The organism is Streptomyces sp. NPDC005799 (assembly GCF_040630525.1).
In the GTDB taxonomy this organism is placed as follows: domain Bacteria; phylum Actinomycetota; class Actinomycetes; order Streptomycetales; family Streptomycetaceae; genus Streptomyces; species Streptomyces griseorubiginosus_B.
On record NZ_JBEXXQ010000019.1, the window covers coordinates 73,902 to 97,294 of the forward strand.

The 23,393-nt window shown below is 70.4% G+C and carries 23 protein-coding genes and 1 pseudogene; 11 read left to right on the forward strand and 13 right to left on the reverse strand.

The window, feature by feature from the left end:
• Positions 1–19: 19 nt before the first annotated feature.
• Positions 20–904, reverse strand: coding sequence for a nitroreductase/quinone reductase family protein (locus ABZ453_RS20135; protein ID WP_359016291.1), 885 nt, complete (start codon positions 902–904; stop codon positions 20–22).
• Positions 905–1,060: 156 nt separating this feature from the next.
• On the opposite strand from ABZ453_RS20135, the gene ABZ453_RS20140 reads away from it, so the two are divergent.
• Both ABZ453_RS20140 and ABZ453_RS20145 read left to right on the forward strand, forming a co-directional pair.
• Positions 1,061–1,690, forward strand: a complete 630-nt coding sequence (locus ABZ453_RS20140; protein WP_359016292.1) for an RraA family protein — start codon at positions 1,061–1,063, stop codon at positions 1,688–1,690.
• 11 nt (positions 1,691–1,701) lie between these two features.
• On the forward strand, positions 1,702–2,214 hold the full coding sequence (locus ABZ453_RS20145; protein WP_359016293.1) for an HAD domain-containing protein: 513 nt from the start codon (positions 1,702–1,704) through the stop codon (positions 2,212–2,214).
• A gap of 60 nt (positions 2,215–2,274) precedes the next feature.
• Here ABZ453_RS20145 and ABZ453_RS20150 read toward each other — a convergent pair.
• Positions 2,275–2,376 (reverse strand): annotated as a pseudogene (locus tag ABZ453_RS20150) (ATP-binding protein); the annotation flags it as partial.
• 162 nt (positions 2,377–2,538) lie between these two features.
• Between ABZ453_RS20150 and ABZ453_RS20155 the strand changes: the two are divergent.
• From ABZ453_RS20155 to ABZ453_RS20165, 3 genes are all read left to right on the forward strand, one after another.
• A complete protein-coding gene (locus ABZ453_RS20155; protein WP_359016294.1) occupies positions 2,539–3,132 on the forward strand; it encodes a helix-turn-helix transcriptional regulator in 594 nt (197 codons plus the stop codon).
• A gap of 59 nt (positions 3,133–3,191) precedes the next feature.
• The gene (locus ABZ453_RS20160; protein WP_359016295.1) at positions 3,192–3,851 is read left to right on the forward strand and encodes a hypothetical protein; all 660 of its coding nucleotides are present in this window, start codon (positions 3,192–3,194) and stop codon (positions 3,849–3,851) included.
• A 125-nt stretch (positions 3,852–3,976) separates the two neighbouring features.
• Entirely contained in the window at positions 3,977–4,321 is a 345-nt protein-coding gene (locus ABZ453_RS20165) for a DUF2516 family protein (protein WP_359016367.1), read from the forward strand.
• 132 nt (positions 4,322–4,453) lie between these two features.
• Here ABZ453_RS20165 and ABZ453_RS20170 read toward each other — a convergent pair whose 3' ends face one another.
• The 3 genes from ABZ453_RS20170 to ABZ453_RS20180 all read right to left on the reverse strand — a co-directional run bounded on the left by ABZ453_RS20170 (position 4,454) and on the right by ABZ453_RS20180 (position 7,983).
• Entirely contained in the window at positions 4,454–5,749 is a 1,296-nt protein-coding gene (locus ABZ453_RS20170; protein ID WP_359016296.1) for a SpoIIE family protein phosphatase, read from the reverse strand.
• Between the two features lie 250 nt (positions 5,750–5,999).
• Positions 6,000–7,046 (reverse strand): NlpC/P60 family protein, encoded by a 1,047-nt coding sequence (locus ABZ453_RS20175; RefSeq protein WP_359016297.1) that lies wholly within the window; start codon positions 7,044–7,046, stop codon positions 6,000–6,002.
• A gap of 142 nt (positions 7,047–7,188) precedes the next feature.
• Complete coding sequence (locus ABZ453_RS20180) at positions 7,189–7,983, reverse strand: class I SAM-dependent methyltransferase (protein WP_359016298.1); 795 nt, start codon at positions 7,981–7,983, stop codon at positions 7,189–7,191.
• Between the two features lie 386 nt (positions 7,984–8,369).
• Here ABZ453_RS20180 and mshA point away from each other — a divergent pair, with 386 nt between their 5' ends.
• The 3 genes from mshA (at position 8,370) to ABZ453_RS20195 (ending at position 12,073) form a co-directional block, all read left to right on the forward strand.
• Entirely contained in the window at positions 8,370–9,707 is a 1,338-nt protein-coding gene (mshA, locus tag ABZ453_RS20185; protein WP_359016299.1) for a D-inositol-3-phosphate glycosyltransferase, read from the forward strand.
• Positions 9,700–10,230, forward strand: coding sequence for a YbjN domain-containing protein (locus ABZ453_RS20190; protein ID WP_359016300.1), 531 nt, complete (start codon positions 9,700–9,702; stop codon positions 10,228–10,230). The genes mshA and ABZ453_RS20190 overlap by 8 nt, the downstream gene beginning before the upstream one ends.
• 130 nt (positions 10,231–10,360) lie before the next feature.
• The gene (locus ABZ453_RS20195) at positions 10,361–12,073 is read left to right on the forward strand and encodes a glycosyl hydrolase family 28-related protein (protein WP_359016301.1); all 1,713 of its coding nucleotides are present in this window, start codon (positions 10,361–10,363) and stop codon (positions 12,071–12,073) included.
• Here ABZ453_RS20195 and ABZ453_RS20200 read toward each other — a convergent pair.
• Positions 12,052–12,858, reverse strand: a complete 807-nt coding sequence (locus tag ABZ453_RS20200) for an AraC family transcriptional regulator (protein WP_359016302.1) — start codon at positions 12,856–12,858, stop codon at positions 12,052–12,054. The two genes, ABZ453_RS20195 and ABZ453_RS20200, sit on opposite strands and share 22 nt — an antisense overlap.
• Positions 12,859–12,907: 49 nt before the next feature.
• Here ABZ453_RS20200 and ABZ453_RS20205 point away from each other — a divergent pair, with 49 nt between their 5' ends.
• On the forward strand, positions 12,908–13,333 hold the full coding sequence (locus ABZ453_RS20205) for a DUF2000 domain-containing protein (protein ID WP_359016303.1): 426 nt from the start codon (positions 12,908–12,910) through the stop codon (positions 13,331–13,333).
• Between the two features lie 321 nt (positions 13,334–13,654).
• Positions 13,655–13,879: a hypothetical protein gene (locus ABZ453_RS20210; RefSeq protein ID WP_359016304.1), complete on the forward strand. Its 225-nt coding sequence runs from the start codon at positions 13,655–13,657 to the stop codon at positions 13,877–13,879.
• 120 nt (positions 13,880–13,999) lie between these two features.
• Here the strand turns inward: ABZ453_RS20210 and ABZ453_RS20215 are convergent, their stop codons facing one another.
• Entirely contained in the window at positions 14,000–15,271 is a 1,272-nt protein-coding gene (locus ABZ453_RS20215; RefSeq protein ID WP_359016305.1) for an MFS transporter, read from the reverse strand.
• Positions 15,272–15,486: 215 nt separating this feature from the next.
• Between ABZ453_RS20215 and ABZ453_RS20220 the strand changes: the two genes are divergently transcribed.
• Positions 15,487–16,248 (forward strand): phosphoglyceromutase, encoded by a 762-nt coding sequence (locus tag ABZ453_RS20220; RefSeq protein ID WP_359016306.1) that lies wholly within the window; start codon positions 15,487–15,489, stop codon positions 16,246–16,248.
• A gap of 78 nt (positions 16,249–16,326) precedes the next feature.
• On the opposite strand, the gene ABZ453_RS20225 is transcribed toward ABZ453_RS20220, so the two are convergent.
• The 6 genes from ABZ453_RS20225 to ABZ453_RS20250 form a co-directional block, all read right to left on the reverse strand.
• The gene (locus ABZ453_RS20225) at positions 16,327–17,562 is read right to left on the reverse strand and encodes a tyrosine-type recombinase/integrase (protein ID WP_359016307.1); all 1,236 of its coding nucleotides are present in this window, start codon (positions 17,560–17,562) and stop codon (positions 16,327–16,329) included.
• Between the two features lie 77 nt (positions 17,563–17,639).
• Positions 17,640–17,885 (reverse strand): helix-turn-helix domain-containing protein, encoded by a 246-nt coding sequence (locus tag ABZ453_RS20230; RefSeq protein ID WP_359016308.1) that lies wholly within the window; start codon positions 17,883–17,885, stop codon positions 17,640–17,642.
• A gap of 511 nt (positions 17,886–18,396) precedes the next feature.
• A complete protein-coding gene (locus ABZ453_RS20235; RefSeq protein ID WP_359016309.1) occupies positions 18,397–19,869 on the reverse strand; it encodes an ATP-binding protein in 1,473 nt (490 codons plus the stop codon).
• A 2-nt stretch (positions 19,870–19,871) separates the two neighbouring features.
• Positions 19,872–20,732, reverse strand: coding sequence for a bifunctional DNA primase/polymerase (locus ABZ453_RS20240; RefSeq protein ID WP_359016310.1), 861 nt, complete (start codon positions 20,730–20,732; stop codon positions 19,872–19,874).
• 91 nt (positions 20,733–20,823) lie between these two features.
• Positions 20,824–22,668, reverse strand: a complete 1,845-nt coding sequence (locus ABZ453_RS20245; RefSeq protein ID WP_359016311.1) for an ATP-binding protein — start codon at positions 22,666–22,668, stop codon at positions 20,824–20,826.
• Positions 22,669–23,008: 340 nt separating this feature from the next.
• The gene (locus tag ABZ453_RS20250) at positions 23,009–23,389 is read right to left on the reverse strand and encodes a DUF6251 family protein (protein WP_359016312.1); all 381 of its coding nucleotides are present in this window, start codon (positions 23,387–23,389) and stop codon (positions 23,009–23,011) included.
• Positions 23,390–23,393: the final 4 nt, after the last annotated feature.

Sequence of the window (23,393 nt, forward strand, 5' to 3'; positions counted from 1 at the left end):
AGCAGTGGCCGCCCGCGGATCAGGCGGGGGCGTCGAGGAGGGGGATCAACTGCTCTTCCTCGTACGTGAGATGCGCCTCCAGATCCAGCGTCAGGCGCTCGACCTCGGCGCGGGCGGCGGCGGAATCGCCGGCGGGGGCGGTGACGACTCGGCGGAGTTCGGCGACGAGGGTGGCGATGTGGTCGTGCTCCTCGCGCAGGCGACGCAGCGCCGGGCCGGCCGACGGGTGGCGGTCCTCGACGAACGGGAACAGGGCCAGGTCCTCGCCGGAGTGATGGTGGTGCAGCCCCTGGCAGAACGTGAGGCAGTTGACGCGCAGTTGGGCGCCCAAGGTCGGGCCGCCCGCGGTCATCTCCTGCCTGATCAGGGCCAGTTCGCGGCGGAAGGCGTCGTGCACGACCTTGATCGCCTCGGCGAGGGAGGAGGCGTTGACGTTCGGGGGGCCGCCGTTCGCGATCTGGTTCAGCGCGACCACGGGGATGGTCCGCGTGGTCTTCCTCTGATACGCCGCCCAGCCCTCGTCGGCCTCCACCGCCCGCGCCCAGGCCCGCTCGCGCTCCTCGCCGGTCAGGACGACGGCCCGCGCCGGACAGGTGAAAGCGCCGCTCTCCACGGTGACGTGGGGGTCGGCGCGGAGGTTGACGTACCAGTCGGGGTGTTTGTCGGCGCCACCGGCGGAGGCGATGACCAGGACGCGGTCGCCGCCGTCGGGGAGGTAGCCGACGGGGGTGGTGTGCGGGGTGCCGGTGCGGGCGCCGGTGGTGGTGAGCAGGAGCAGCCGGGCCTGCGCGAAGTGGCCGGTCAGACGGCCCTTGTTGGCGCGGAACTCATCGATGACCCGTTGGTTGAAGTCGCTGACCCGGCGGTTGAAGTCGTTGACCGGTTGGTTGGAATCCTTGGGCACTCTGTCTTCTTTCTCTCTCGTTTCCGGTGGGGAAGGCGGAGAGAAAGACGGCGGGCTCCTGGCCCGCCCTGGCCTCACTCAGAGGCCGGGCACCCAACTCGCTCACGGCACGAGGCCGACCCGGCAGTCATGGGAAGGGACGGTAGCGTCGGCCCCATGACTGCCGCCAGCGAATTCCAGTTCCAGGACGTCCCCACCACCACCCTCGCCGACCTCCTCGGCCGTGACCAGGTCATGGACATCGGGATCCGTCCGTTGTGGGGGCCGGTCGGGCGGGTGGCCGGCGCCGCGTACACCGTGCGGTGCCCTCCCGGGGACAACCTCATGCTGCACGCGGCGATCCACCGAGCCGAGCCCGGTTCGGTCGTGGTCGTGGAGTCCGGCGACCTGGACTGGGCGCTGGCGGGCGGGAACGTCTGCGCGGTCGCCCAGCGGCGGGGCATCGCCGGGTTCGTGCTCGACGGCCTGATCCGCGACCTCGCGGAGGTCCGTGAGGCGGCGTTCCCGGTGTTCGCCCGGGGTGTCATCCCGATCCCGGGCACGAAGTCCGCGGTGGCGCCGCTGGGGGAGCCGGTGGTGTGCGGTGGGGTGCGGGTGTCGGCCGGGGACGTCGTGGTGGCGGACGAGGAGGGCGTGGTCGCCGTACCCGCCGCACGCCTCGACGAGATCCTCAAGGCGGCCCGGGCGAAGCTCGCGAAGGAGGCCGCCGAGTCCCTGGACGAGTGGGAGTCGGCACACCGGTCCCGCATAGACAAGATCCTGGCGGATCAGGGCTTCGAGGGCTGACGCGGTTCGCGATGCCGGTCCCGACGCTCCTCTTCCTCGATGTCGACGGCACACTGATCCCCTTCGGCGCGGCCGACCCGTATCCGTCATACACCTCCCGTCACACACGCCCGGAGACCGCCGACGCACACCCCCTGCTGAGCCGCGTGGATCCCGCCCTCGGGGCACGGCTTACCGCCCTGGGCTGCGAGCTGGTCTGGGCGACGACCTGGCTGACCGACGCGAACACCTGCCTCGCACCGTGGCTCGGCCTGCCGCAGCTGCCCCTGGTGGACTGGCCGGACCAGGACGACACGACGGCGCCGCTGCACTGGAAGACCCGGCCGCTGGTGGCCTGGGCGGCGGGGCGTCCGTTCGTGTGGGTCGACGACGAACTCACCGACGCCGACCGGGTGTGGGTGGCCGCACGGCACCCCGCGCCGGCGCTTCTGCATCGGGTCGACCATCGCTACGGCCTCACGGACGAGGACTTCGCGGTGCTGGAGGCATGGCTGGGAGGGAGCCGGGGCGGACTCGGGGGTTGACGCACTCCGGGATGCCGGGGGCCATCTGCGGTGGTGCGAGGCGGGTGGTGTCGACAACTCGGGGCCGAGGACCGGGTCGGCCGCGATGCGTGCGCGGAGGGTGGTCTGCTCTGCGTGGAGGACGAAGGGGCGTATCGCAATGGCGTGGTCGGCGAGGCCCGTCTGGGGACGACCGGGTGCACCGTCGTCCTGCCCGTGCCGTGGGTGCCGTGGATGCATACGATCATGCGGCTCACCCTGGCGGCCGCACCCGCCCGAGTGGCGTGGCGCACTATTGCAAGCATGTGCTTGCAATAGTTAGCGACGGTGTTGCACAGTGGAGGCATGGCAACGCTCAACGTCGGCAATCTCGGTGAGTACCTGCGCGAACAGCGGCGCAACGCGCAGCTGTCGCTCAGGCAGCTCGCCGATGCCGCCGGGGTGTCCAATCCGTACCTGAGCCAGATCGAGCGCGGGCTGCGCAAGCCGAGCGCGGAGGTGTTGCAGCAAGTAGCCAAGGCGCTGCGGATCTCCGCCGAGACGCTGTACGTGCGGGCCGGAATCCTCGACGCGGAGCGCGACCGCGACGAGGTGGAGACGCGCGCGGTCATACTCGCCGACCCCACGCTCAACGAGCGGCAGAAGCAGGTCCTGCTGCAGATCTACGAGTCGTTCAGAAAAGAGAACGGCTTCGGGGCCGAGGACGGCGAGGCCGACGCGGTGGCGCAGACGAACGCCGCGGTCGCCGAGGCCGTGGCCTCCGGCGACGGCGCGGTGGACACCGAGGGCGACGACACCGTCGTACGACGCCCCGCCCGCAAGGGCACCGAGGCGGCCGAGAACCGCGCGGCCGGTGGACGTGAGTCCGCCGCGCGCCGCACCCGCACAGCCGGCGGCAGCGACGCCGCACCGCACGACCCGCAGCGGCCCGCCAGTTGAGCGAGCCCGCCGCGGCACCCAAAACCCTCAGCTGCACGTGATCCAGGAGGACCATCACCATGGCCATCACCGACGACCTCCGCAAGACCCTCAGCGACCCCACGCCGCTCTACTTCGCGGCCGGCACCGCCGACCTGGCCTTCCAGCAGGCCAAGAAGGTGCCCGGCCTGGTGGATCAGCTGCGCGCCGAGGCCCCGGCCCGCATCGAGGCCGTCCGCAACACCGACCCGAAGGCCGTCCAGGAGAAGGCCCAGGCCCGTGCCAAGGAGGCGCAGGCCCGCGTCAAGGAGACGCAGGAGTCCTTCCAGGCCAAGGTCACCGAGTTCATCGCCTCCCTCGACGGCGACATCAAGAAGCTCGGCTCCACCATCGACGCCGACCTGAAGAAGTTCGGCGAGTCCGCCCAGGACTTCGCGCTGCGCGGTGTCGGCGTGGCCGCCGAGTACGCCGTCAAGGCCCGCGAGACCTACGAGAAGGTCGCCGAGCACGGCGAGCAGGCCGTGCGGACCTGGCGCGGCGAGGCCGCCGAGGGCATCGAGTCCGTCGCCGAGGACGTCGAGGAACTGGCGATCGCCGTCGAGCCGAAGCCCGAGCCGGCCGCCGAGGAGCCCGCCGCGGCCAAGCCCGCTCCCGCCGCCGTCAAGAAGCCCGCCCCCGTCAAGAAGGCGCCGGTCCGCAAGCCCACCACCGCGAAGAAGACCACCCCGCCCGCCAAGTGACACGAACGGGTGACGAAGAACGGGCCGGGCACTCCTGGAGTGCCCGGCCCGTTCTCTGTGCAGCGGGAACGCCTGAACGGGTACGGTGACCGCGTAAGGACTAGCCGATTCGGGTGGTGGACGTTGTGCTGATGTCGGGCTTCGCAGGGTTCATGTGGCTGCTCTACCTCGCCATGCTGGTCCTCGCCGTGGTGGCACTCCTCATGGCGGCCATCTTCCGCGACGACGCCTACCGCGCCGCCGACAAGCAGAACAAGGGCTTCTGGCTGATCATCCTGGGCATCGCGGTGGCGGTGAACCTGCTGATCCCGATGCTCTTCCTCCAGCTCGCCGGCCTGGTCGCCTCCATCGTCTTCTTCGTGGACGTCCGCCCCGCCCTCAAGCAGGTCTCGGGCGGCGGCTTCGGCCGCAGAAGGGGCGGCGGCAGCAGCAGCGACGGCCCGTACGGCCCCTGGAACGGCGGACGCTGAGAACTCCCCGGAGGGCAAGAAGCACTCCCCGGACGACGAGGACGACGAGCGCGCCCCTCAGGGTCACGACAACCCTTTGGGGCTCAGCGACCCTCTCGGCCGCGACACCCCTTCAGGGCCCGGCGACCGCGCTCAGCCCTCCCGGTCCAGCAGCAGCACCGCGACGTCGTCCGTCAACTCGCCCCCGTTGAGCTCGCGCACCTCGTTCACCGTGGCCCGCAGCAGCTCCTCGCCGCCCAGCCCCTCGGCGAGCAGCCGGCGCACGATCTCCACCATCCCGTCCTGCCCGAGCCGCTCCCGCCCCTGACCGACATGGCCCTCGATGAGCCCGTCGGTGTAGAGCATCAGGCTCCACTCCGGTCCCAGCTCCACCTGCATCCGCGGCCACCGGGCCCCGGGCAGCAGGCCGAGAGCCGGCCCGTTGTTGTCGTACGGCAGCAGCTTTGCGGCCCGTCCCGGCCGGGCGACCAACGGCGAGGGATGCCCGGCGAGACACAGCCCGGCCCTCCGCCCGTCCGGTGCGATGTCCACCGTGCACAGGGTCGCGAAGATCTCGTCGTCGGACCGCTCGTGTTCGAGCACCTGCTGGAGTGTGTTCAGCAACTGGTCCCCGCACAGCCCCGCGAGCGTCAGCGCCCGCCAGGCGATCCGCAGCTCCACCCCGAGCGCGGCCTCGTCGGGGCCGTGCCCGCAGACGTCACCGATCATGGCGTGCACGGTCCCGTCCGGGGTCCGTACGACGTCGTAGAAGTCCCCGCCGAGCAGCGCACGCGAGCGCCCGGGCCGGTAGCGCGCGGCGAACCGCAGCGACGATCCGTCCAGCAGCGGGGTCGGCAACAGCCCGCGCTCCAGACGCCGGTTCTCCTGCGCCCGTACCCGCCCCTCGGCCAGCCGCCGCTCGGCAGTGTCGGAACGTTTCCGCTCCACGGCGTACCGCACCGCCCGGCTCAGCAGCCGCCCGTCCAACTCGTCCCGGAAGAGATAGTCCTGGGCGCCCACCCGCACGGCCTCGGCGCCGCGCTCGGCGTCACCGGACGGGGCCAGGGCGAGCACGGCGTGCCGGGGGGCGAGCCGCAGCACGTGCTTGAGCACGGCGAGCTCGTCCTCTTCGTCGCCACGCCCCGGCAGCGCGAGGTCCAGCAGGATGCAGTGGACGTCGTCGGTCAGCAGCCGCTCCGCCTCGGTGAGGTTGCGGGCGTGCCGGACGCGGATCGGCTTGTCGCCCGGGTCCTGCGGTTCGGGCACGACCGCGGAGCCGCCGGGATCGTTCTCGATCAGCAGCAGCGTGAGGTGGGTGGTGGCGTTGTTGTCGACCGTGGCTTCCTTGTACGGGGACCGGTGCGTGGAGGGACCGCCGTGGGGCGCGGGCTGCGCCTGACCGCTTTCCGCGGCCGGGATCGCTCGCTGCCGCGGTATGGGTACGGGCATCGTGCTGACTTCCTTCCCTCCCCCCGAGGGCGCGGTGGGGCGAGGGACCTCGATCCACCGACGGGGACCATAGCGGTAGTCGGCGGCTGAGCGGAATGGTGTGAGCCACGTCGCCGTACACCGGCCACCGTCATATGCCGCTTTCCATACCGCAGTTGGACAGCCCACCCCATCAGGGGGAATGACGAAGGTCACGTTCACCCGAAGTTTGAACTCAACTGGGCGTGCCCTGCGTCACGTGACCCCGGTCTCAGGCGTCCGGCCGCACCACGCCCAGGATCGGCATGGACCCGGCCCCCGCGATCGTCACCGTCCGCCCCGGCCGGGGCGCGTGCACGATGGCGCCGTCACCGATGTACAGGGCGACATGGCTGGCGTCGTCGAAGTAGATGATGAGATCCCCCGGACGCATGTCCTTGATGTCCACGTGCTTGAGCTGCTTCCACTGCTCCTGCGAGGTGCGCGGAATGGGACGCCCGGCATCCAGCCAGGCCTGGGAGGTGAGCCCCGAGCAGTCGTACGACTTGGGCCCCTCGGCACCCCACTCATAGGGCTTCCCGATCTGCTGGGTGGCGAAGGCAACGGCCTTCTTCCCCGCCTCGGAAGCGGACCCCTTGATCTCGTCCAGCACCCCGGTGCCGAGCCAGGCGCTCTGCGCCTTGTAAGCGGCTTCCCGCTCCAACTCGGCGAGCCGCTCCTTCTCCTTCTCCTCCAGCCGGGACTCGAGCTTCTCGGCGGCCGCGATCCGCGTCTTGATCTCCTTGCGGGCGGAGTCTTTCGCCTTCCGATCGGCCTCCAGCTTCTGCCACTGCGCGGAGGCGTCCGTGGCGTACTGCTGCAAGTCCTCCTGCGTTCGGGTCAGTTCCCCGATGAGCCCCTTGGCCGCCCGTTCGCCCTGCAGCACCCGCCCGGCCCCGTCCAGGAACTGCTGCGGATTGTTGCTGAGCAGCAACTGCGCCTCATCGGGCAGCCCCCCGCTCCGGTACTGCGCGGCGGCCGCGGCCCCCGCCCGCTTCTTCAACTCGTCGAGCTTCTTCTGCCCTTCGACGATCTTCTTCGCCAGATCGACGATCGCGGCGGACTGCTTCCGCGCCCGCTCCTCGGCGGCGTTGTAGGAGTCCGTGGCGACGGCGGCGTCGTGGTACAGCCCATCGAGCTTCTCCCGGACGGCCTCAAGGTCCTTGGCGGAGGCCGAAGGAGTCGGCTTGGGACTCGCGAACGCCACCCCGGGGACGGCCAGTACGGCAATCACACACGCCACGGCGGTGACCAGCCCCTGACGCTTGGCCGCACCCATACCGCTCCCCCAACCTGATTTACCGTCAGTAACTTACAAGCGTGGGGGATCGTGCCACGATCAAGCGCAATAAGACAGACCCGGACCCCCGACGATCTCCCCGCCCTGTGACGAACCACCCACCCAGATCGTTCCCCCCAGGTCAGCGGCCCGGCGCCAACGCCTCCCAGGCCACCGTCACTTCACCCTGCCGCCACCGCCCGACCCCGCCCACGAGCGGCCAATCAGCGGCCAGATACCGCACCGCCTGGATCCACCGCTGCCGAGCGCCATAAGAAGCCAGAGGGGCGGCGGTCGCCCAGGCCTGATCGAAGTCCCGCAAAAAGGCATAAACGGCCTGCCCCGGCACATTGCGGTGGATGAGTACCTTCGGCAACCGCGCCGCAAGCTCGGACGGACGCTCCATCGACCCCAGATGAGCGGCGAAGGTGACGGTCCGCGGCCCCTCCACCCCCAGAGCGACCCACACATGCCGCCGCCCGACCTCGTCACAGGTCCCCTCGACGAGCAGCCCCCCGGGAGCAAGCCGCCCACACAGCCGCTCCCAGACGCCGGCCACCTCGTCCTCGTCGTACTGCCGCAGCACGTTGGCGGCACGAATCAGCACAGGCCGCTGCACCACAGGAATCTCGAACCCCCCATGCACGAACACGAGCCCGTCCCGCTCATACCGCTTGGCACCAGCAACCCGGGCGGGCTCGATCTCGACCCCCACCACCCGTACGCCCGGCGCCACGGCCCGCAGCCGCTCCAGCAGCTCCACAGCGGTCCACGGAGAGGCCCCGTACCCGAGATCAATGGCAACCGGATCACCCACCCGCCGCAGCTCCCCGCCCTGCGTATGCGCGATCCACCGATCCATCCGCCGCAGCCGATTGGGATTGGTCGTCCCGCGAGTGACGCTGCCCACAGGACGGGACACGGCGCGGCTGCTCATACCGAGAGGGTATGCGCCCGCACTGGCGCAACGGCGAGAAGGGGACGTGGCGGGGGTGTCCGCCCGCGGCGTCGGGCGTCCGACGCCGCGCACCGCCGAACAAACGGCACCGCCCGACCGAGGACGGACACCCCCCGCCGCGGCACCGACCTCCGATGGCGAGCAGTGCGCAACGCAAGCCCCCACGCAACCCGCGCCGGCCGCCGCAGGCACCACCGCCCAGGCCCCACACGCACCGAACGCCCGAACGGTTGAGCGACTACCCGTAATGTCCAGGCAAAATTCGCCACCCCAGGAATGGGAACCCGCCCCTCCGCTGTTGCACCCCCTTGGAGGGAACCGCACACCCTCCGCCACGGCATGCCCGCTGCAAGGAGGACCGCCAAGTGAGCCAGTACGTCAGCAGGCTCGGGCGACGCTCCCCGGCCCCGCCCACCCGCCTGAGGCTCCACCGCCGCCCCCGCCGCGTAGCCATGCTCTCGGTCCACACCTCCCCGCTCCACCAGCCCGGCACCGGCGACGCGGGCGGCATGAACGTCTACATCGTCGAACTCGCCCAGCGCCTCGCGGCCATCAACATCGAGGTGGAGATCTTCACCCGCGCCACGTCGGCCGCCCTGCCCCCCACCGTCGAGCTGGCCCCCGGCGTCCTGGTCCGCCACGTCGACGCCGGCCCCTACGAGGGCCTGGCCAAGGAGGACCTCCCCGCCCAGCTCTGCGCCTTCACGCACGGCGTGATGCAGGCATGGGCCGGCCACCGCCCCGGCCACTACGACCTCGTCCACTCCCACTACTGGCTCTCCGGCCACGTCGGCTGGCTCGCGGCCCAGCGCTGGGGCGTCCCCCTCGTGCACGCCATGCACACCATGGCCAAGGTCAAGAACGCCAACCTCGCCGACGGAGACACTCCAGAACCCGCGGCCAGGGTCATCGGCGAGACCCAGATCGTGGACGCCGCCGACCGCCTGATCGCGAACACCGCCGAAGAGGCGACCGAGCTGATCCACCACTACAGCGCCGACCCCGCCAAGGTCGCGGTGGTCCACCCCGGCGTCAACCTCGACCGCTTCCGCCCGGCGGACGGGCGTGCCGCGGCCCGGGCCCGCCTGGACCTCCCCCAGGACGCCCTGATCCCGCTCTTCGCCGGCCGCATCCAGCCCCTCAAGGCGCCGGACATCCTCCTCCGCGCGGTGGCGGCGCTCCTGGGCGAGCGCCCCGACCTCCGCTCCCGCATCGTCGTCCCCGTCGTCGGCGGCCCCAGCGGCAGCGGCCTCGCCAAGCCGGAGGGCCTGCAGAAGCTCGCCGCCCGTCTGGGCATCGCGGACGTCGTACGGTTCCGCCCGCCCGTCGGCCAGGAGCAGCTGGCGGACTGGTTCAGGGCCGCGTCCGTGCTCGTCATGCCGTCGTACAGCGAGTCCTTCGGCCTGGTGGCCATAGAGGCACAGGCGGCCGGCACCCCGGTGCTCGCGGCAGCGGTAGGCGGACTCCCGGTGGCCGTCCGGAACGAGGAGACCGGTTTCCTCGTACGAGGCCACAACCCCGCCGACTACGCGCGCGTGCTCCGCGCCTTCGCCGACGACCCCACGCTCACCCCCCGCCTGGGCGCGGCGGCGGCCGACCACGCCCAGTGCTTCGGCTGGGACACCGCGGCCGCCGCGACGGCGGACGTCTACACGGCCGCGATGCAGACGCACCGCCGTCGCGTACGCTCGCAGCATGGCTGACGAGGCGAAGGCTGACGAGGCGAAGGCGGACGAAGCAAAGACGGCGCAGATCGTCGAGGACGCGCTCAAGGACGCCGAGGTCGAGTGGGAGAGCCCCGCCCCCGGCAACTACGTGGCGCAACTCCCCGGCATCCGCAAGCTGAAGACGACGGTCTCCCTCCTCGTCGGCCGTCACTCCCTCTCCGTCAACGCCTTCGTCATCCGCCACCCCGACGAGAACGAGCCCGGAGTCCACCGCTGGCTCCTGGAACGCAACCTCAAGCTGTACGGCGTGAGTTACGCGGTGGACCACCTCGGCGACATCTACGTCACCGCGAAACTCCCCCTCTCCGCGGTCACCCCGGAGGAGATCGACCGTCTGCTCGGCCAGGTCCTGGAGGCGGCGGACGGCAGCTTCAACACGCTCCTGGAGCTCGGATTCGCCTCGGCGATCCGCAAGGAGTACGCCTGGCGGGTGTCCCGGGGCGAATCGACGCGCAATCTCGACGCGTTCACACACCTGACCCAGCGCTCCGCTGACTGAATTTCAGGTCCGTACCTAATAACCCTCGCACGCCCCTTCCGGCCTTGTGGGGTGCCGTGGCATGCTCACGCCTGACGCAGATCTGAACGTCGTTCACATCCATGAAGAGCCGCATGGAAGGACGTACGGAATGAGCACCGCGCACCACGGCATGACCAGACGGAGTCTCCTCGCCGGAACCACGGCGGTGGCGGCCGCAGCGATCACCGCCACACCGGCGCTCGCGGAGCCCCGGACAACCGTCGGCCAAGTCCCCGATCAAGTCCCCGGCCAAGTCCCCGGTCAAGTCCCCACCCTCTGGCGGGAGTTCGTCCGCACCCCCTTCACCCACCCCCAGATCCCGTACATCGGAAGGGCCGGATACCGAGGCGGGGCGGCGCGCTTCCCCCACCGCCCCGCTGTCCTCGACGTCCGCCGCTACGGAGCCGTGGCGGACGGCACGACCGACTGCGCCCCCGCGATCAACCGTGCCATCGCCGCCGCCGGACGGGCCGGCGGTGGCACGGTCTCCATCCCGCCCGGCACCTTCCGCATCGACGGTCTGATCCAGATCGGCCACGACAACGTCGTGCTGCGCGGCGCCGGAAGCGACCGCACCACCCTCTACGCCACCAAGAACCTCACCGAACTGATCGGCGTGTACGGCTCCCGCTACGGCGGCACCAAGTCGGCCTGGTCCTGGGCGGGCGGCCTCATCTGGCTGGCCCCGAAGACCCGTTGGGACTCCCTGGTGGCCGCGATCAAGGCCCAGGCCTGGCCCTTTGAGGGCTGGACCGGCAACAAACGGGACGAGTGGCGGACCCTGACCCCCGTCGAACCCGCCCGCCAGGGCGACTGGACGGTCACCGTCGCCGACCCCTCGCACCTTTGCCCCGGCGCCCTGGTCCTCCTGCGCATCTCCGACGACGCCACCCACACCCTGCTCCAGCACATGTCGGGCGGCGGCCCCGGCCCGGCGGCGTACTACTGGGAGGACAAGACCAAGCTCCTGTCGTACGTCCCCTACGAATGGCCGGTCCGCGTCGCCCGCGTCCGAGGCCGCAGAGTCACCCTCGAACGCCCCCTGCCCCTCGACCTGCGCCCCGAATGGAACCCTCAGTTCACCACGCACGTAGGGGAGTTGACCGGCTCCGGCGTCGAGGGCCTGACCCTGGAGGTGATGGAGACACCCCAGTCCCCGCACCTCCTCGACAAGGGCTACAACGGGGTCGTCCTGCAGTGTGCGTACGACTGCTGGGCGGACGACGTCACCGTCCGCAACGTCGACAACGGCTTCGGCCTGGTCGCCGCCTCCTCGTGCACCCTGCGCCGCACGCACGTGGGCGGCCGGGGCGAACACCACCCGTACTTCTGCCGTGAGGGTTCGCACGACAACCTGATCGAGGACTTCACCATCGAGCAGCGCACGGTCCCGGCCCGGGCCGACACCCAACTGCACGGCATCAACGTCGAGGGCCTGTCCTCGTACAACGTGTGGTCGCGCGGGAACATGCAGATGGGCACCTTCGACTCCCACCGCGGTCTGCCGTTCGCCAACGTCCGCACCGACATCACCGTCAACAACAACGGCCGCCACGGCGGCGACGCGAACGCGGGACCGCTCTTCGGCGCCCGGTTCACCCACTGGAACGTCCGGGTCACCAACGGCCGCGCGGGTCTGATGAAGCTCGACGGCCTGGCACCGTACTCCGCGACGGTCGGCCTCAACACCGTCACCGAGTTCGACCAGATCGACGTCCCCGACTTCACCGGCGATCTGCACGCGCGGCTGGAGCTGTACCCCACGACGGACACCGTACGACCGCGCAACCTGCACGAAGCTCAGCGCACGGCGATCCGGTAGCGCCCCGGGGTCACCCCCACCAACTTCCGGAAGTGGCGCGTCAGATGGGACTGGTCGAAGAACCCCGTCGCCGACGCCACCTCGCCCGGCGCCCGCCCGTCCAGCAGGAGGCGGCGGGCCCGGCCGACGCGACGGGAGGTGAGGTACTGGTGCGGGGCGATGCCGTACGCGGTGCTGAACGCCCGTACCAGATGGGCGGGATGGGCGTGCAGGAGCTCCGCGGCGGCGTCCAGGCCGAGCCCGTCGACGACGTGCTCGTCGAGGAGCTCCCGAAGCCGGCGGGCGAGGACGGGGTCGGGACGCGCGGGTCGCATCTCCTGCCCCGGCCGCAGCAGGTCCCGCAGCCGGTCGCCGATCAGCGTCAGCCGGCTCTCGGCCTCCAGCTCCTCGCCCGGCCGCCCGAGCGCGGTGTGCAGCTGCCCGACCCGCCGACGCAGCATCGGATCGCGCAGGTCGGGGCCGTCGACGGCGGCCCCGATGAGGTCGTCGCCGAGCCGGGTGCCGTCGAGGTAGACGACCCGCTTGCGGAAGCCGTGCGGGGTGGCCGGCGAGCCGTTGTGCGGGACGTGCGGCGGCAGCAGGGTGACCGTGTCGTGCGGGGTGCCGTGCTCGTGCCGGTCGAGGTCGTACCGTACGGCCCCGTCGTCCACGATGAGCAGCGTCCACGCCTCATGGACGTGCATGGGGTAGGCGTACTCGGTGAAGTGCGCGTGGAAGACCTCCACCACGCCCCGCACCCGGGGGCGCCAGGCGGAGATCTCCGGGCGGGAGCGCTGAGCGGCCATGCAAAAAACGTACAAGACGGGGCCGTGAGCGGACCGGCAGTCTCGGAGTATGAGCGACACACCCATCCGGTTCGACACCAAGATCGCCGTCCTGCTGCGCGAGGACCTGGAGACCTGGCAGCGCCTGAACGTCACCGCGTTCCTGGTCAGCGGCCTCGGCAGCACGGTCCCCGAGGTGATCGGCGAACCGTACGAGGACGCGGACGACGTGCCGTACCTGCCGATGTTCCGCCAGCCGGTCCTGGTCTTCGAGGGCACGAAGGAGACCTTGACGGCGGCCCACGCGCGCGCCCTGTCCCGGGCGCTCCCACGGGCGCTGTTCACCTCCGACCTCTTCGCGACCGGCCATGACGCGGACAACCGGGCGGCCGTACGGGCCGTCGGGACGGCGGAGCTGGATCTGGTCGGGCTCGCGGTGTACGGGCCGAGGAACGCGGTGGACAAGGTACTGAAGGGGGCGCGGATGCATCCGTGAGGGAAGGTGGACCGAATCTGCACAGGGCATGCGCAACCCCCTCGGGGCACGGGGGCGTTGGCGCCGAGTTGTCCTGTTCGGCGCGGCCGTGACACCGTCCGTCGATGCCCTGCGCCGGCCTCCAGGTGGAGAACCTGGCCCCAATTCGTGTACATCCCCTCACCGTTCGGTCGCCGGCGCGACCAACTGCCGCGCCCCGCACGTCGGTCGACTGGATGCCGGGCACGCTCCGTGATTTGATCCTGCGCACCGCGGCCCGTCGTCTGTCCCCCTCAGCAGGGCCGCTCCCCCTGGTACATCCATGCGAAGGGCAGTCCCCTCATGAACTCCGCTCCCCAGGTCCAGACCCTCGAGATCTCCGACGCCGAGCTCGACGCCGTCTCCGGCGGCCTGAGCCCGCAGATCGGCGTCGCCGTCGGCTCGACCACCCTGAGCAGCGCGGGCATCTTGGCCGAGGTGGACTCGGCCAAGGCGACGGCGCTGGGCGCCGTCGACGGCGCCCTCGGCGCGCTGCCCCACCAGGTCGGCGTGAACGTCAGCTTCTGACGGCCGCACACGACACGAGCCCCCTGCCGCAGGAGAAGTGCGGGCAGGGGGCTCGCTCGCGTGTGGTCACCGGGTAGCGAGGGACCGAGTGCGCGTGTGTCCACCGGGGCCGAGGGAAGGTCAGCGGGCGGTCGCCTCCGCCGCGGCCGGCACGGAAGTCTCCGTCACCGACCGCGTTTCCTCCCCCTCCCCCTCCGGCATCCGCCGCATGAGCACGCCGTACCCGACTCCCGCCGCCGTCCCGACGGCCGCGCACAGCCCCCACAGCCATTGAGCACCGAACCGGTCGATGACCAGGCCGGACATCAGCGGGGCGACGAGCGCGGCCAGCGACCAGGACAGGGTGTAGACGCCCTGGTAGCGGCCGCGCCCGTGCACCGGAGAGAGTCGTACGACGATCCCCGTCTGCGTCGGGGCGTTGATCATCTCGCCCAGGGTCCACACGCACACGGTCAGCGCGAAGACGGCGACCGACCCGGCGAAGGCGGTGAGCCCGAAGCCGTACCCGGCCAGGACCGACGAGACGACGAGCAGCCGGCGTGGGTCCCGGTCCTGGATGAACCGGGTGACCGGGATCTGCAGCGCGACGATCAGGATGCCGTTGACGGCGATCGCGAGGCCGTAGTCGGCGGGCGTGAACCCGGCCTCACCCATGGCGACCGGTAGCCCGACCGAGCCCTGCTGGAAGACGAGGGCGACGAGGAAGGACAGCCCGACGACCCCCATGTACCGCCCGTCGCGCAGCACGGTCCCGAGGCCGATCCGCTCCTCGGCCGCCTTCTGGGTCGCCGTCCGCTCGGGCCGTGACTCGGGCAACTTCAGGAACACGACCACCGCGCACAGGGCCGTCATCCCGGCCTCGATCAGGAACCCGGCGAGGTAGCTGAATTCGGCGATGAACCCGGCGGCCATGGAGGAGACGGCGAAGCCGAGGTTGATGGCCCAGTAGTTCAGCGAGAAGGCCCGCACCCGGTCCTCGGGCCGCACGATGTCGGCCATCATCGCCTGCACGGCGGGCCGGGAGGCGTTGGAGGCCATGCCGACGAGGAAGGCGACGGCGGCGATGGCGACCGGGTCGTGCACGAAGCCGAGCAGTGCGACGGAGGCGGCGGTGGCGGACTGGGCGACGAGCAGGGTGGGCCGCCGTCCGAGCCGGTCGGCCATCACCCCGCCACCCAGCGACGAGACGACCCCGCCGAGCCCGTGCAGCGAGGCGACCAAGCCGGCGTAGGAGGCGGAGTACCCGCGGTCGAGCGTCAGGTACAGCGCCATGAAGGTGGCGACGAAGGCGCCGAGCCGGTTGACGAGGGTGCTGGTCCACAGCCACCAGAACTCGCGGGGGAGTCCCGAGACGGTCTCACGGGCGGCACGTCTCAGGCTGGCGACGGGCATGGTGGATCCCTCCACGGATACAAGCGTCGAATGTGAGCGTCGGAAGCATCGGAAGCATCGGATACATCAGATGCATCGGATGTAAGCGTCTCTGGCGGCAAGGACAACTTACGAACACGGGACGGTCGCGGGCCACTCAATTAACAGATGCAGTCAACTGTCCGGCCTTCGGGCAGCCACCCGGCGGGACGAACCCGTGGATTACGCTCTGACCCATGGCCGACGCACCGTACAAGCTGATCCTCCTCCGCCACGGCGAGAGCGAGTGGAACGCGAAGAACCTGTTCACCGGCTGGGTGGACGTCAACCTCAATGAGAAGGGCGAGAAGGAGGCAGTCCGCGGTGGCGAGCTCCTGAAGGACGCCGACCTTCTCCCCGACGTGGTGCACACGTCCCTCCAGAAGCGGGCGATCCGCACGGCACAGCTGGCCCTCGAGGCCGCCGACCGCCACTGGATCCCGGTCCACCGCAGCTGGCGCCTGAACGAGCGCCACTACGGCGCCCTCCAGGGCAAGGACAAGGCGCAGACCCTCGCCGAGTTCGGCGAGGAGCAGTTCATGCTGTGGCGCCGCTCCTACGACACCCCGCCGCCGCCGATCGAGGACGGCTCGGAGTTCTCCCAGTCCGACGACCCCCGTTACGCGACGATCCCGCCGGAGCTCCGCCCCCGCACGGAGTGCCTGAAGGACGTCGTCATCCGCATGCTCCCGTACTGGTACGACGGCATCGTCCCCGACCTCCTCGCCGGCCGCACGGTCCTCGTCGCCGCCCACGGCAACAGCCTCCGCGCCCTGGTCAAGCACCTGGACGGCATCTCGGACGCCGACATCGCGGGCCTGAACATCCCGACGGGCATCCCCCTCTCCTACGAACTCGACACCGACTTCAAGCCCCTGACCCCGGGCGGCACGTACCTCGACCCGGAGGCAGCGGCAGCGGCCATCGAGGCGGTCAAGAACCAGGGCAAGAAGAAGTAGGGTTTGTGATCATGCCTCCCACCTGCACTAACAGTGCGGGCGGGAGGCATTTTCGCGGCCTGGGCCCACTGTGGGCCCTCAGTGCCCGGGACCCTGCGGCCGGAGCGCGCGCCCGATGGCGTTGCGGGCCCGGTCCCGGCTACTGGGCATGAGGTGCGCATACACCTTCAGGGTCAGCCCCGGGTCGGAGTGTCCGAGGTACTCACTGACGGCCTTGATGCTCTCGCCGGCGTCCAGGAGAACCGACGCGTAGAAGTGCCGCAGGGCGTGCATGCCGTGTTCACGAGCGGCCTCGTGCTCGCGACTCTTGGCCTTCGGGATGACGCCCACCTTTGCGAGGGCGGGCTTCCAGTGGTCCTCGTTCAGCGACGTGCGCCAGACGTGCCCGCCGCGCGGTCCGCTAAAGATCAGGCGCCTGGTCACGGGCTGGCCGCTCGCGCGCATCCACGGCAAGGTGACCTCGACCGGCGGGAAGCGCTTCATGTGCTCTTGCAGCGCCTCAGCCACGGGATCAGGCAGAGGCACGTCCCGGAGCTTGCCACCCTTCGGGGGCGCGAACACGGGCTTACTCAGACTCAGCTTGAGTTGCTGCACCACGTGCAGGGTGCCGCTGTCGAAGTCCAGCTCATCGACGCACAGACCGAGGATTTCGCCCTGTCGCAGCCCGCAGCCGGCGCCCATGTCGACCATGGTCCGGAAGCGCTCAACCATCGCGTCACGGACGGCGAAGACGCGTTCTGGCTGCCAGGGGACCACGCGGCGCATACCCATCTCGGGGAGCGTCACCGTGCGCGAGTTGCAGGGGTTTCGGCGAAGGTAGCCGTCCTCTACGGCTGCCGAGAGTACGGCGCGGACGTTGGAGAAGATCACGCGAGCGTAGGCGCCGGACATGCCGGATGCTTCGAGCTGCGTCACGAACTCGCGAATGTGGCTCGGCTGGAACGATCCCAGCGCGCGTGCCCCGATGCGCGGGAACGCGTGCAGGCTGAGCTGCGACTGCATCGACGCCCGGGTGTTCGGGTCGCCGCTCTGACTCGCCAGCCAGCCTTCCGCGAACTCCTGGAACGACGTCCGCGATGCGTTCGGGTCGATGTAGTCGCCGCGTGCTACGTCCGCAGCCATCTTGGCCAGCCACTGCTCAGCGAGGCGCTTCTGTCCATCGGCGAAAGACTTGCTCTTGCGCTTGCCGTCGGGTGCGAAGTAGCGAGCCCTGTATCGCAGGCCGGTCCCGTAGCGCGCCGTCTTGACGCGGATGGTTTTGCCGTTGGCGTCAGTCTCGGTCCTGAACCAACGGTCTTGGATGCTTCCTGCCATGAGAGGCGGAGTCCTTCCCGGCATCGAGCAGGGGCGGCCGTTCAACGGCCGCCCCTTGACGGTGTGTGAAGACTGCGTCAGGCCGCGATGCGGTCGACGCTCTTGAGTTGGGTGACGTAGACCCCCACTTCGGCGGGGTCGTAGCGAACGTGTTTCCCGACGCGGAAGCCGGGAGGACCGGTGCGCTTCCTGCGCCACTGGTAGACGGTTTCGAGGGGGACGCCGAAGATCTCGGCGATGTCGTCGGGGGTGAGGTACCTGTCGGGGAGGCCGCTGCGGAGAGTGGCCCGGGGGTCGGGTTGAGCGGAACGGGGTCGGCTCATTGGGCTCCTCAGGGGTGGGTCACCTTGGCTTCGGGGATTTCGCGGCCTCTGTGTTTGTCCGAGGTGCGGATTTCTGCGTCATTGCGTCATCAGCGTCATTCGCGCTGCTGACCTGCGTCTTTGTGTGACGCAGTCGTGAGGGGGTGCGTCATCGGCGCGTCATGGGCTGCGTCATCGCATGACGCAGATGACGCAGGATGACGCAGGCACGGCCGTCTGCGTCATGCCTGTTGCCGCAGGTCAGGTGCCGTTTTCTGGCTTGCATGACGCAGATGACGCAGCGTCTTCCCTCTTAGGACAAAAGAGGGGGTGGTGCCTGTTGTGGTGCGGTGCGCTTCAAGAGCGACGAAGGAGCCGCTACGCGGCGCGACCCTTGAGCGGCGCCTTGCGCCGGGGAGCAAAGAGGGGCCGCTTCGCGGCGCGTCCTTTAAGGCGGCGCGGTGCGCCGAACAGCAAGAAGAGCACGCGGTGACTGGTGCTCTTCTTGCTTGTCCGGCGAGCGGAGCCCGGGTCAGAACGCCCGCTTCTGCTCGTGCTGCGGCGTGGCCGGGCGGGTCATTTCGAGGTAGCGGCCCTCACTGGTGCGGCCGGAGTCGATGAGGACACCGCGCGCGGCCAGCGTCGGCTGGAGGCGCTTGAGCCGGTCGGAGAGCACTTTGCCCGTGGTCGGCCACCCCTTGGGCAGCGGACGGAAGTCCTCCCCGCTGTAGAGGCGACTGAGGTGGTGCAGCCACTCCGTGGAGGTCATCCGCTGCGCCGTGCCCAGCTCAAGGGTGTCGGCATGCCTGAGCACGGTCTGCGCGAGCAGATCGCCCTCAATGACGTCGTCGTTGAGGTCGTCCAGACTGGCCCGGTAGGCGGCCAGCGCCCCGAGGCCGGTGGCCGCGTCGAGCTGTGCGCACAGGTGCGCGAAGTCGGCCATCCGCAGGTCGGTGGGGGTCTCGGCCTCGGCCGCGCGGACCTTGACCGTGAGATCCAGGAGCGAGCCGAGGACGACGGGCAGGACCTCCGCGTACTCGGCCCACAGTTCCGCCTCGGTGCGCCGCACGCGGGGCCGCTCCAACCGCAACGGCAACAGCCGTTCCGCGAGGTCACCACGGATGACACCCACATCAATCCCGGTCAGCAGCAGCGGGCGGCGGTAGCCAACGCGGAAGACGTCTCCGTCGGTGAACAGGGCGCGTTTGACGCTCTCGGCTCCCGTGACCACGCAGCACACGGCGTCGGACAGCTCCGGAGTCAGGTGGGAGAGGTTGTCCAGGGCGGTGACCCAGCCGGCCGCCACGGCTGCGATCAGGTTTTCCTCGTCCTTGGGGGCGCGGCGCAGGTCACCGCTCAAGCCCTCGATAATCCGCACGAGCATGCGGCCCCCGGTCGACTTCCCCGCTCCCTGCGGCCCGGTCAGGAACGGCGCGGGGACGGGCACGGACGGTCCGAGGCAGCCGATGAGCCAGGCGATGGCCAGGCACTCGGTCTCGGCGGTGGCGAAGTTGCACAGCCGCATCAACAGGTCGATGCCCTTGCCGTTGGTGTCCTTGGCCGGCAGGGGCAGTTCCCCGGTGAGCTGGGTGCGGCGCCAGCACACCTCACGCGGGTCGGGAACGGCGATGTCCCACCCGGTGGGGTGGATGCGCACGGACTGTCCGTCGTTGCGGCCCAGGTCCAGCCACGTGGCCCCGTCGAATCCGGGGGCCACGCGGATGTGCACGGGCTGCACGTCCTCGGTCAGCGCGAGGGCTTCGATCAAATCCAGTGCCTCCTTGAGGGCGGTGCCGTTGAACACGCCGCGCCCGTCTTTGAACAGGCCAACCATGAGTTCTTGGCGGTGGCTTCCGGTGGTGCCCTGGGAGCGGATCGGGCGGGCCACGGGGTGGCCGTTGCGCTGCGCGTACACGGTGCCGTCGGCGGTGCGGAAGTACCGGAAGTGCGCCTGCGCGTAGTCGGTGATGACCTCGCGGGCCGGGGTCTTCTCATCGTCGGACATGGTCACAGTCCCAACCTGGTCAGGGCGTTGGTCCACGCGTCGGTGCAGTGCCGCAGGCTTTCGCCCTTGGCCTGCGCGGCGTTGAACAGCCGTGCAACGTGGCCGTCGGTAAGGCAGCCGCACCGGCCGTGCGTGGACAGCACCGCGAGGAACGTGCGGTAGACGGTCGCGTGAATCGCGCTGCGGGCCTCTGCGATCTGCTGTTCGGCCATGGCGATGCCGCGTTCCAGGAAGGCGGGCGTGCGGTGCCGGCACGCGCCTCCCACCGCCCCCACGGGCGCGGCCACCGCATGCGCTGCGGGCCGGACCGGGATGGGAGCCTTCACGATCAGCGCGCGCACCGCGTCCGGCAGGGCCGTGATGGCGCCGGTACCAGGCCCAAGCCAGCGGGCGTACTGCATGGACGACTTGATGTCCACACCGGGCCGTACAGCGTTGGCGGAGGGCATGGCGCCCTGGTAAAGCCAGTGCTCCCCCCGGGTGGTCAGCACGATCCGGGTGGCGGGCAGGCTCGCGCGGGCCCACGCGATGGCGTCCGCGTTGTCGAGGTCGACGACGGTGAGATCGGCGCCGCCCGGGTGGTAGGCCACCGCCGCAGCCTCGCACCACGCCCGCACCCATGCCGTGGAGTTGACGATGGCGGGGTCCGTGATGGCGGCGGCCCATCCGTGGCAAGGAGCCGGGCAGGCGCACGGGCCTGGGGTCTTCATGTTGGGTCGGCCGCCACAGGCGTTGTTGGTGCAGCGACGGCAGTTGCCGAACGGCACCTTCCCTGCTCGTAACGGCAGCACGGGGAGGCCAGAGGCGGCCAGGGCGCGAGCGGTCCGCAGGTGCTCTCCCCGAACGGTGGTCGGTTGGGTCATGCTGGAGGTCTCCAGTTCGTGAGCGTGCTGGATTGGCGGCGGCCCCGGTTCTTGGTCGGATGGGGGCCGCCGTTGTCGCTCGCGTGAGTGGTCAGGCCGCTTGCTGGCCGGGCAGGAGCCTGCCGTCGGCGGTCCGGTGCAGGGCACCGCTGGCGATGAGGGCTTTGATCTCGCGGGAGACGGTGCCCTTGTTCAGGCCGGTCGCGTCGGCGACGTCCTTGGCGGTACGGGCCCCGGACTGCACGGCGGTCAGCACCTTGTCCCGATTGCTCGCAGCCCCGGACTGCGGGGCCGTGTTCTTGACCAGGTGCAGCGGCGTGCGCGGCGCCTGCCCGCTCGCGGACTGCGCGGGGGACCAGATCGACTTGGGCAGGGCGCGTACGCCCGCGTCGTCCAGGGTCCAGGTGCGCAGCATGCGCGGCCCGTAGCCCTTGAGGTAGCCGTGGCCCCGGTATTCGCGGCCGTCGGGGATCTGGTGAGGGGCGTAGTGCGCGCAGTCGTCCAGCGCGACCTGTGCCTGTGTCGTGCCGGCCACCCGCAGCGAGAATCGCGTCAGGAGGTTCGGCGCGATCAGCTTGTGCACGCCCGGAGCGCTGCCGTCGGTGAGCGGGTACTGCGTGGCCCACCACAGCACGACCCCGCGCGAGCGACCCAGCGAGGACAGTTCGATGAGCCGCTGGAGTCGGTCCTTGTCCTTGGTGATGAGGGCGAGGATGACCTGTCCCTCGTCCACGACGACGGTGAGCTGACGTCCGTCCCACACGCTGATCCCGCGCTGTTTCATGTCGGTCTTGCGGCGGGTCATCTCCGCGTGCGCCTCATCCACGGCGTCGGTGATCTCGCCCTGTTCCACGGCGACGCGGCAGACCGGCTCCCAGATGTTGGCCTCTTCGCCCTTGCCGTCGATCAGCAGCAGGTCACCGCGCAGATGGGCGGTGGCCATGAGCGGACGGAACGACCACGACTTGCCGGTGCCGGACGCGCCGGAGACCAACAGCCGCTCATCAAAGGGGATCAGAACCTCGTCCCCGGTCTCGGTGTCCAGAGCGAGGCTCATCATCAGCGGGTCGGACGGGATGCGGTCCGGGGTCCACAGGGAGGAGACGCCCGCGGCTGCCGACCGGGTCGCCAGGGTGACAACGGCCCAGCCGCCGCGCGAGGCGGACGTGATCCGTATGCGCAGCGCGGTTCGGGCACCCAGCAGCGCCCGGACGGAGTCGGCCTTGTCCGCGAGCGTTTTGACCGTCCACTGTCCGTCCAGGCGGATCTCACAGCGGATGCCGCCCGGTTCGATGGCCGGGGGCGTGGTGACCGTGCCCGCCAGGCCCCGGTCGGGGGCGTGCTCCACCCAGTAGGACGGGTCAAGGCGCTCCATGAGCTGACGCTCTTCCAGCGAGACCGACGCATCCACCGGCACCCGTAGCCTGCGCCGCCCGAGCGTGAGCACGGCCACGTTTGCCCCGATCAATACGGCCGAAGTGGCTGCGGGCCAGACCGTGACGTGCGCGGTGGACATGAGCGCGGACGCGACGGCACTTGGCACGGCGTGCACCGAGTGCGCCTGAACGGCGCGGGCCTTGAGCGTGCTGGGGTAGTTCACCCGGGCGGCCTTGAGCTTGGCGCGGGTGTCGCGCTCGTGCTTCAAGGCTGCCTTGGCCGCGACGCGGGCGGCGCGGCGGCCGGCCGAGAACGGATTGTTCGACGCGGCGCGGGCGGAGAGTTGCTGCGACTTGGCGGTGGCGTGCGTTGAGCGCGCGGCGTTGTGTTCCTTCTGCGCGGCCATGAGCGCCTTCAAGTGCTCCGGGGTGCGCAGCTTGTTCCGTCGCTCCGCCTCAAGGTCCCAGCGCGCCGCGAACGGAGCACACACCGGGGCGAGTGCATCGAGCGCCGCAGTGGTGGTGTTGGTGGTGGTCGACCATGCTTGTTTCCAGTCCACGAAAGGGTCCTCCAAGACCGTGGATGAGGGCCGGTGCGCCGTTGCGTGGCGTCACCGGCCCGCCCGAGTTGCAGAGAGCGGTGCTGTCGGTTGCGTCGACAGCACCGGTTGAACCCCTGCAACCGCATCTGACCTGCGATGTTGCAGAGTTGAGCGGTGGGGAGGGGTGGGGGCCCTACGCGCACGCGCGCGTAGAGAGCCGAAAAATTGGGCCGTGCAACCCCCTCAGTGGGCCCTGAACGGCCGTTCACGGGCCCGGGGGTCTCACCCCTCACTCGAGGGGGGTCGAACGCTCTACGGGCCGTCTACGGCCTCCACCCACCAGAGAGGGCGGAAGGGGTCAACGTCCCTTGCGGCTCAGTCGCTTGGCGGCGGCCTTGCCGTCGCTTCCGCCGACCGAGCGGACAACGGTGACCACGCCCCAGGCCATGACGGCGGCCAGGAAGGCGAGCATGGCGAGGTTGGCGGCCATCGCGGTCAGCACGCCGACCAGCAGCGGGCCGAAGTACACACCGGCGGCCACCGCACCGGCACCGACGCCGGAACCGAGCGCGATGCGCTGCACCGTGCGGTCCGGCGGGGCGTGATGGATGTGCTGCACCACCACCGGCGCAGCCTGCTGCGGCGGCATCGGGGTGAGGTTGGCGGGGGTGTCGTTGTAGACGTAGCGGCCATCGGGGAGACGGACGATGCCTGGCACGGGCAGGTTGTCGGAGTCCACCAGG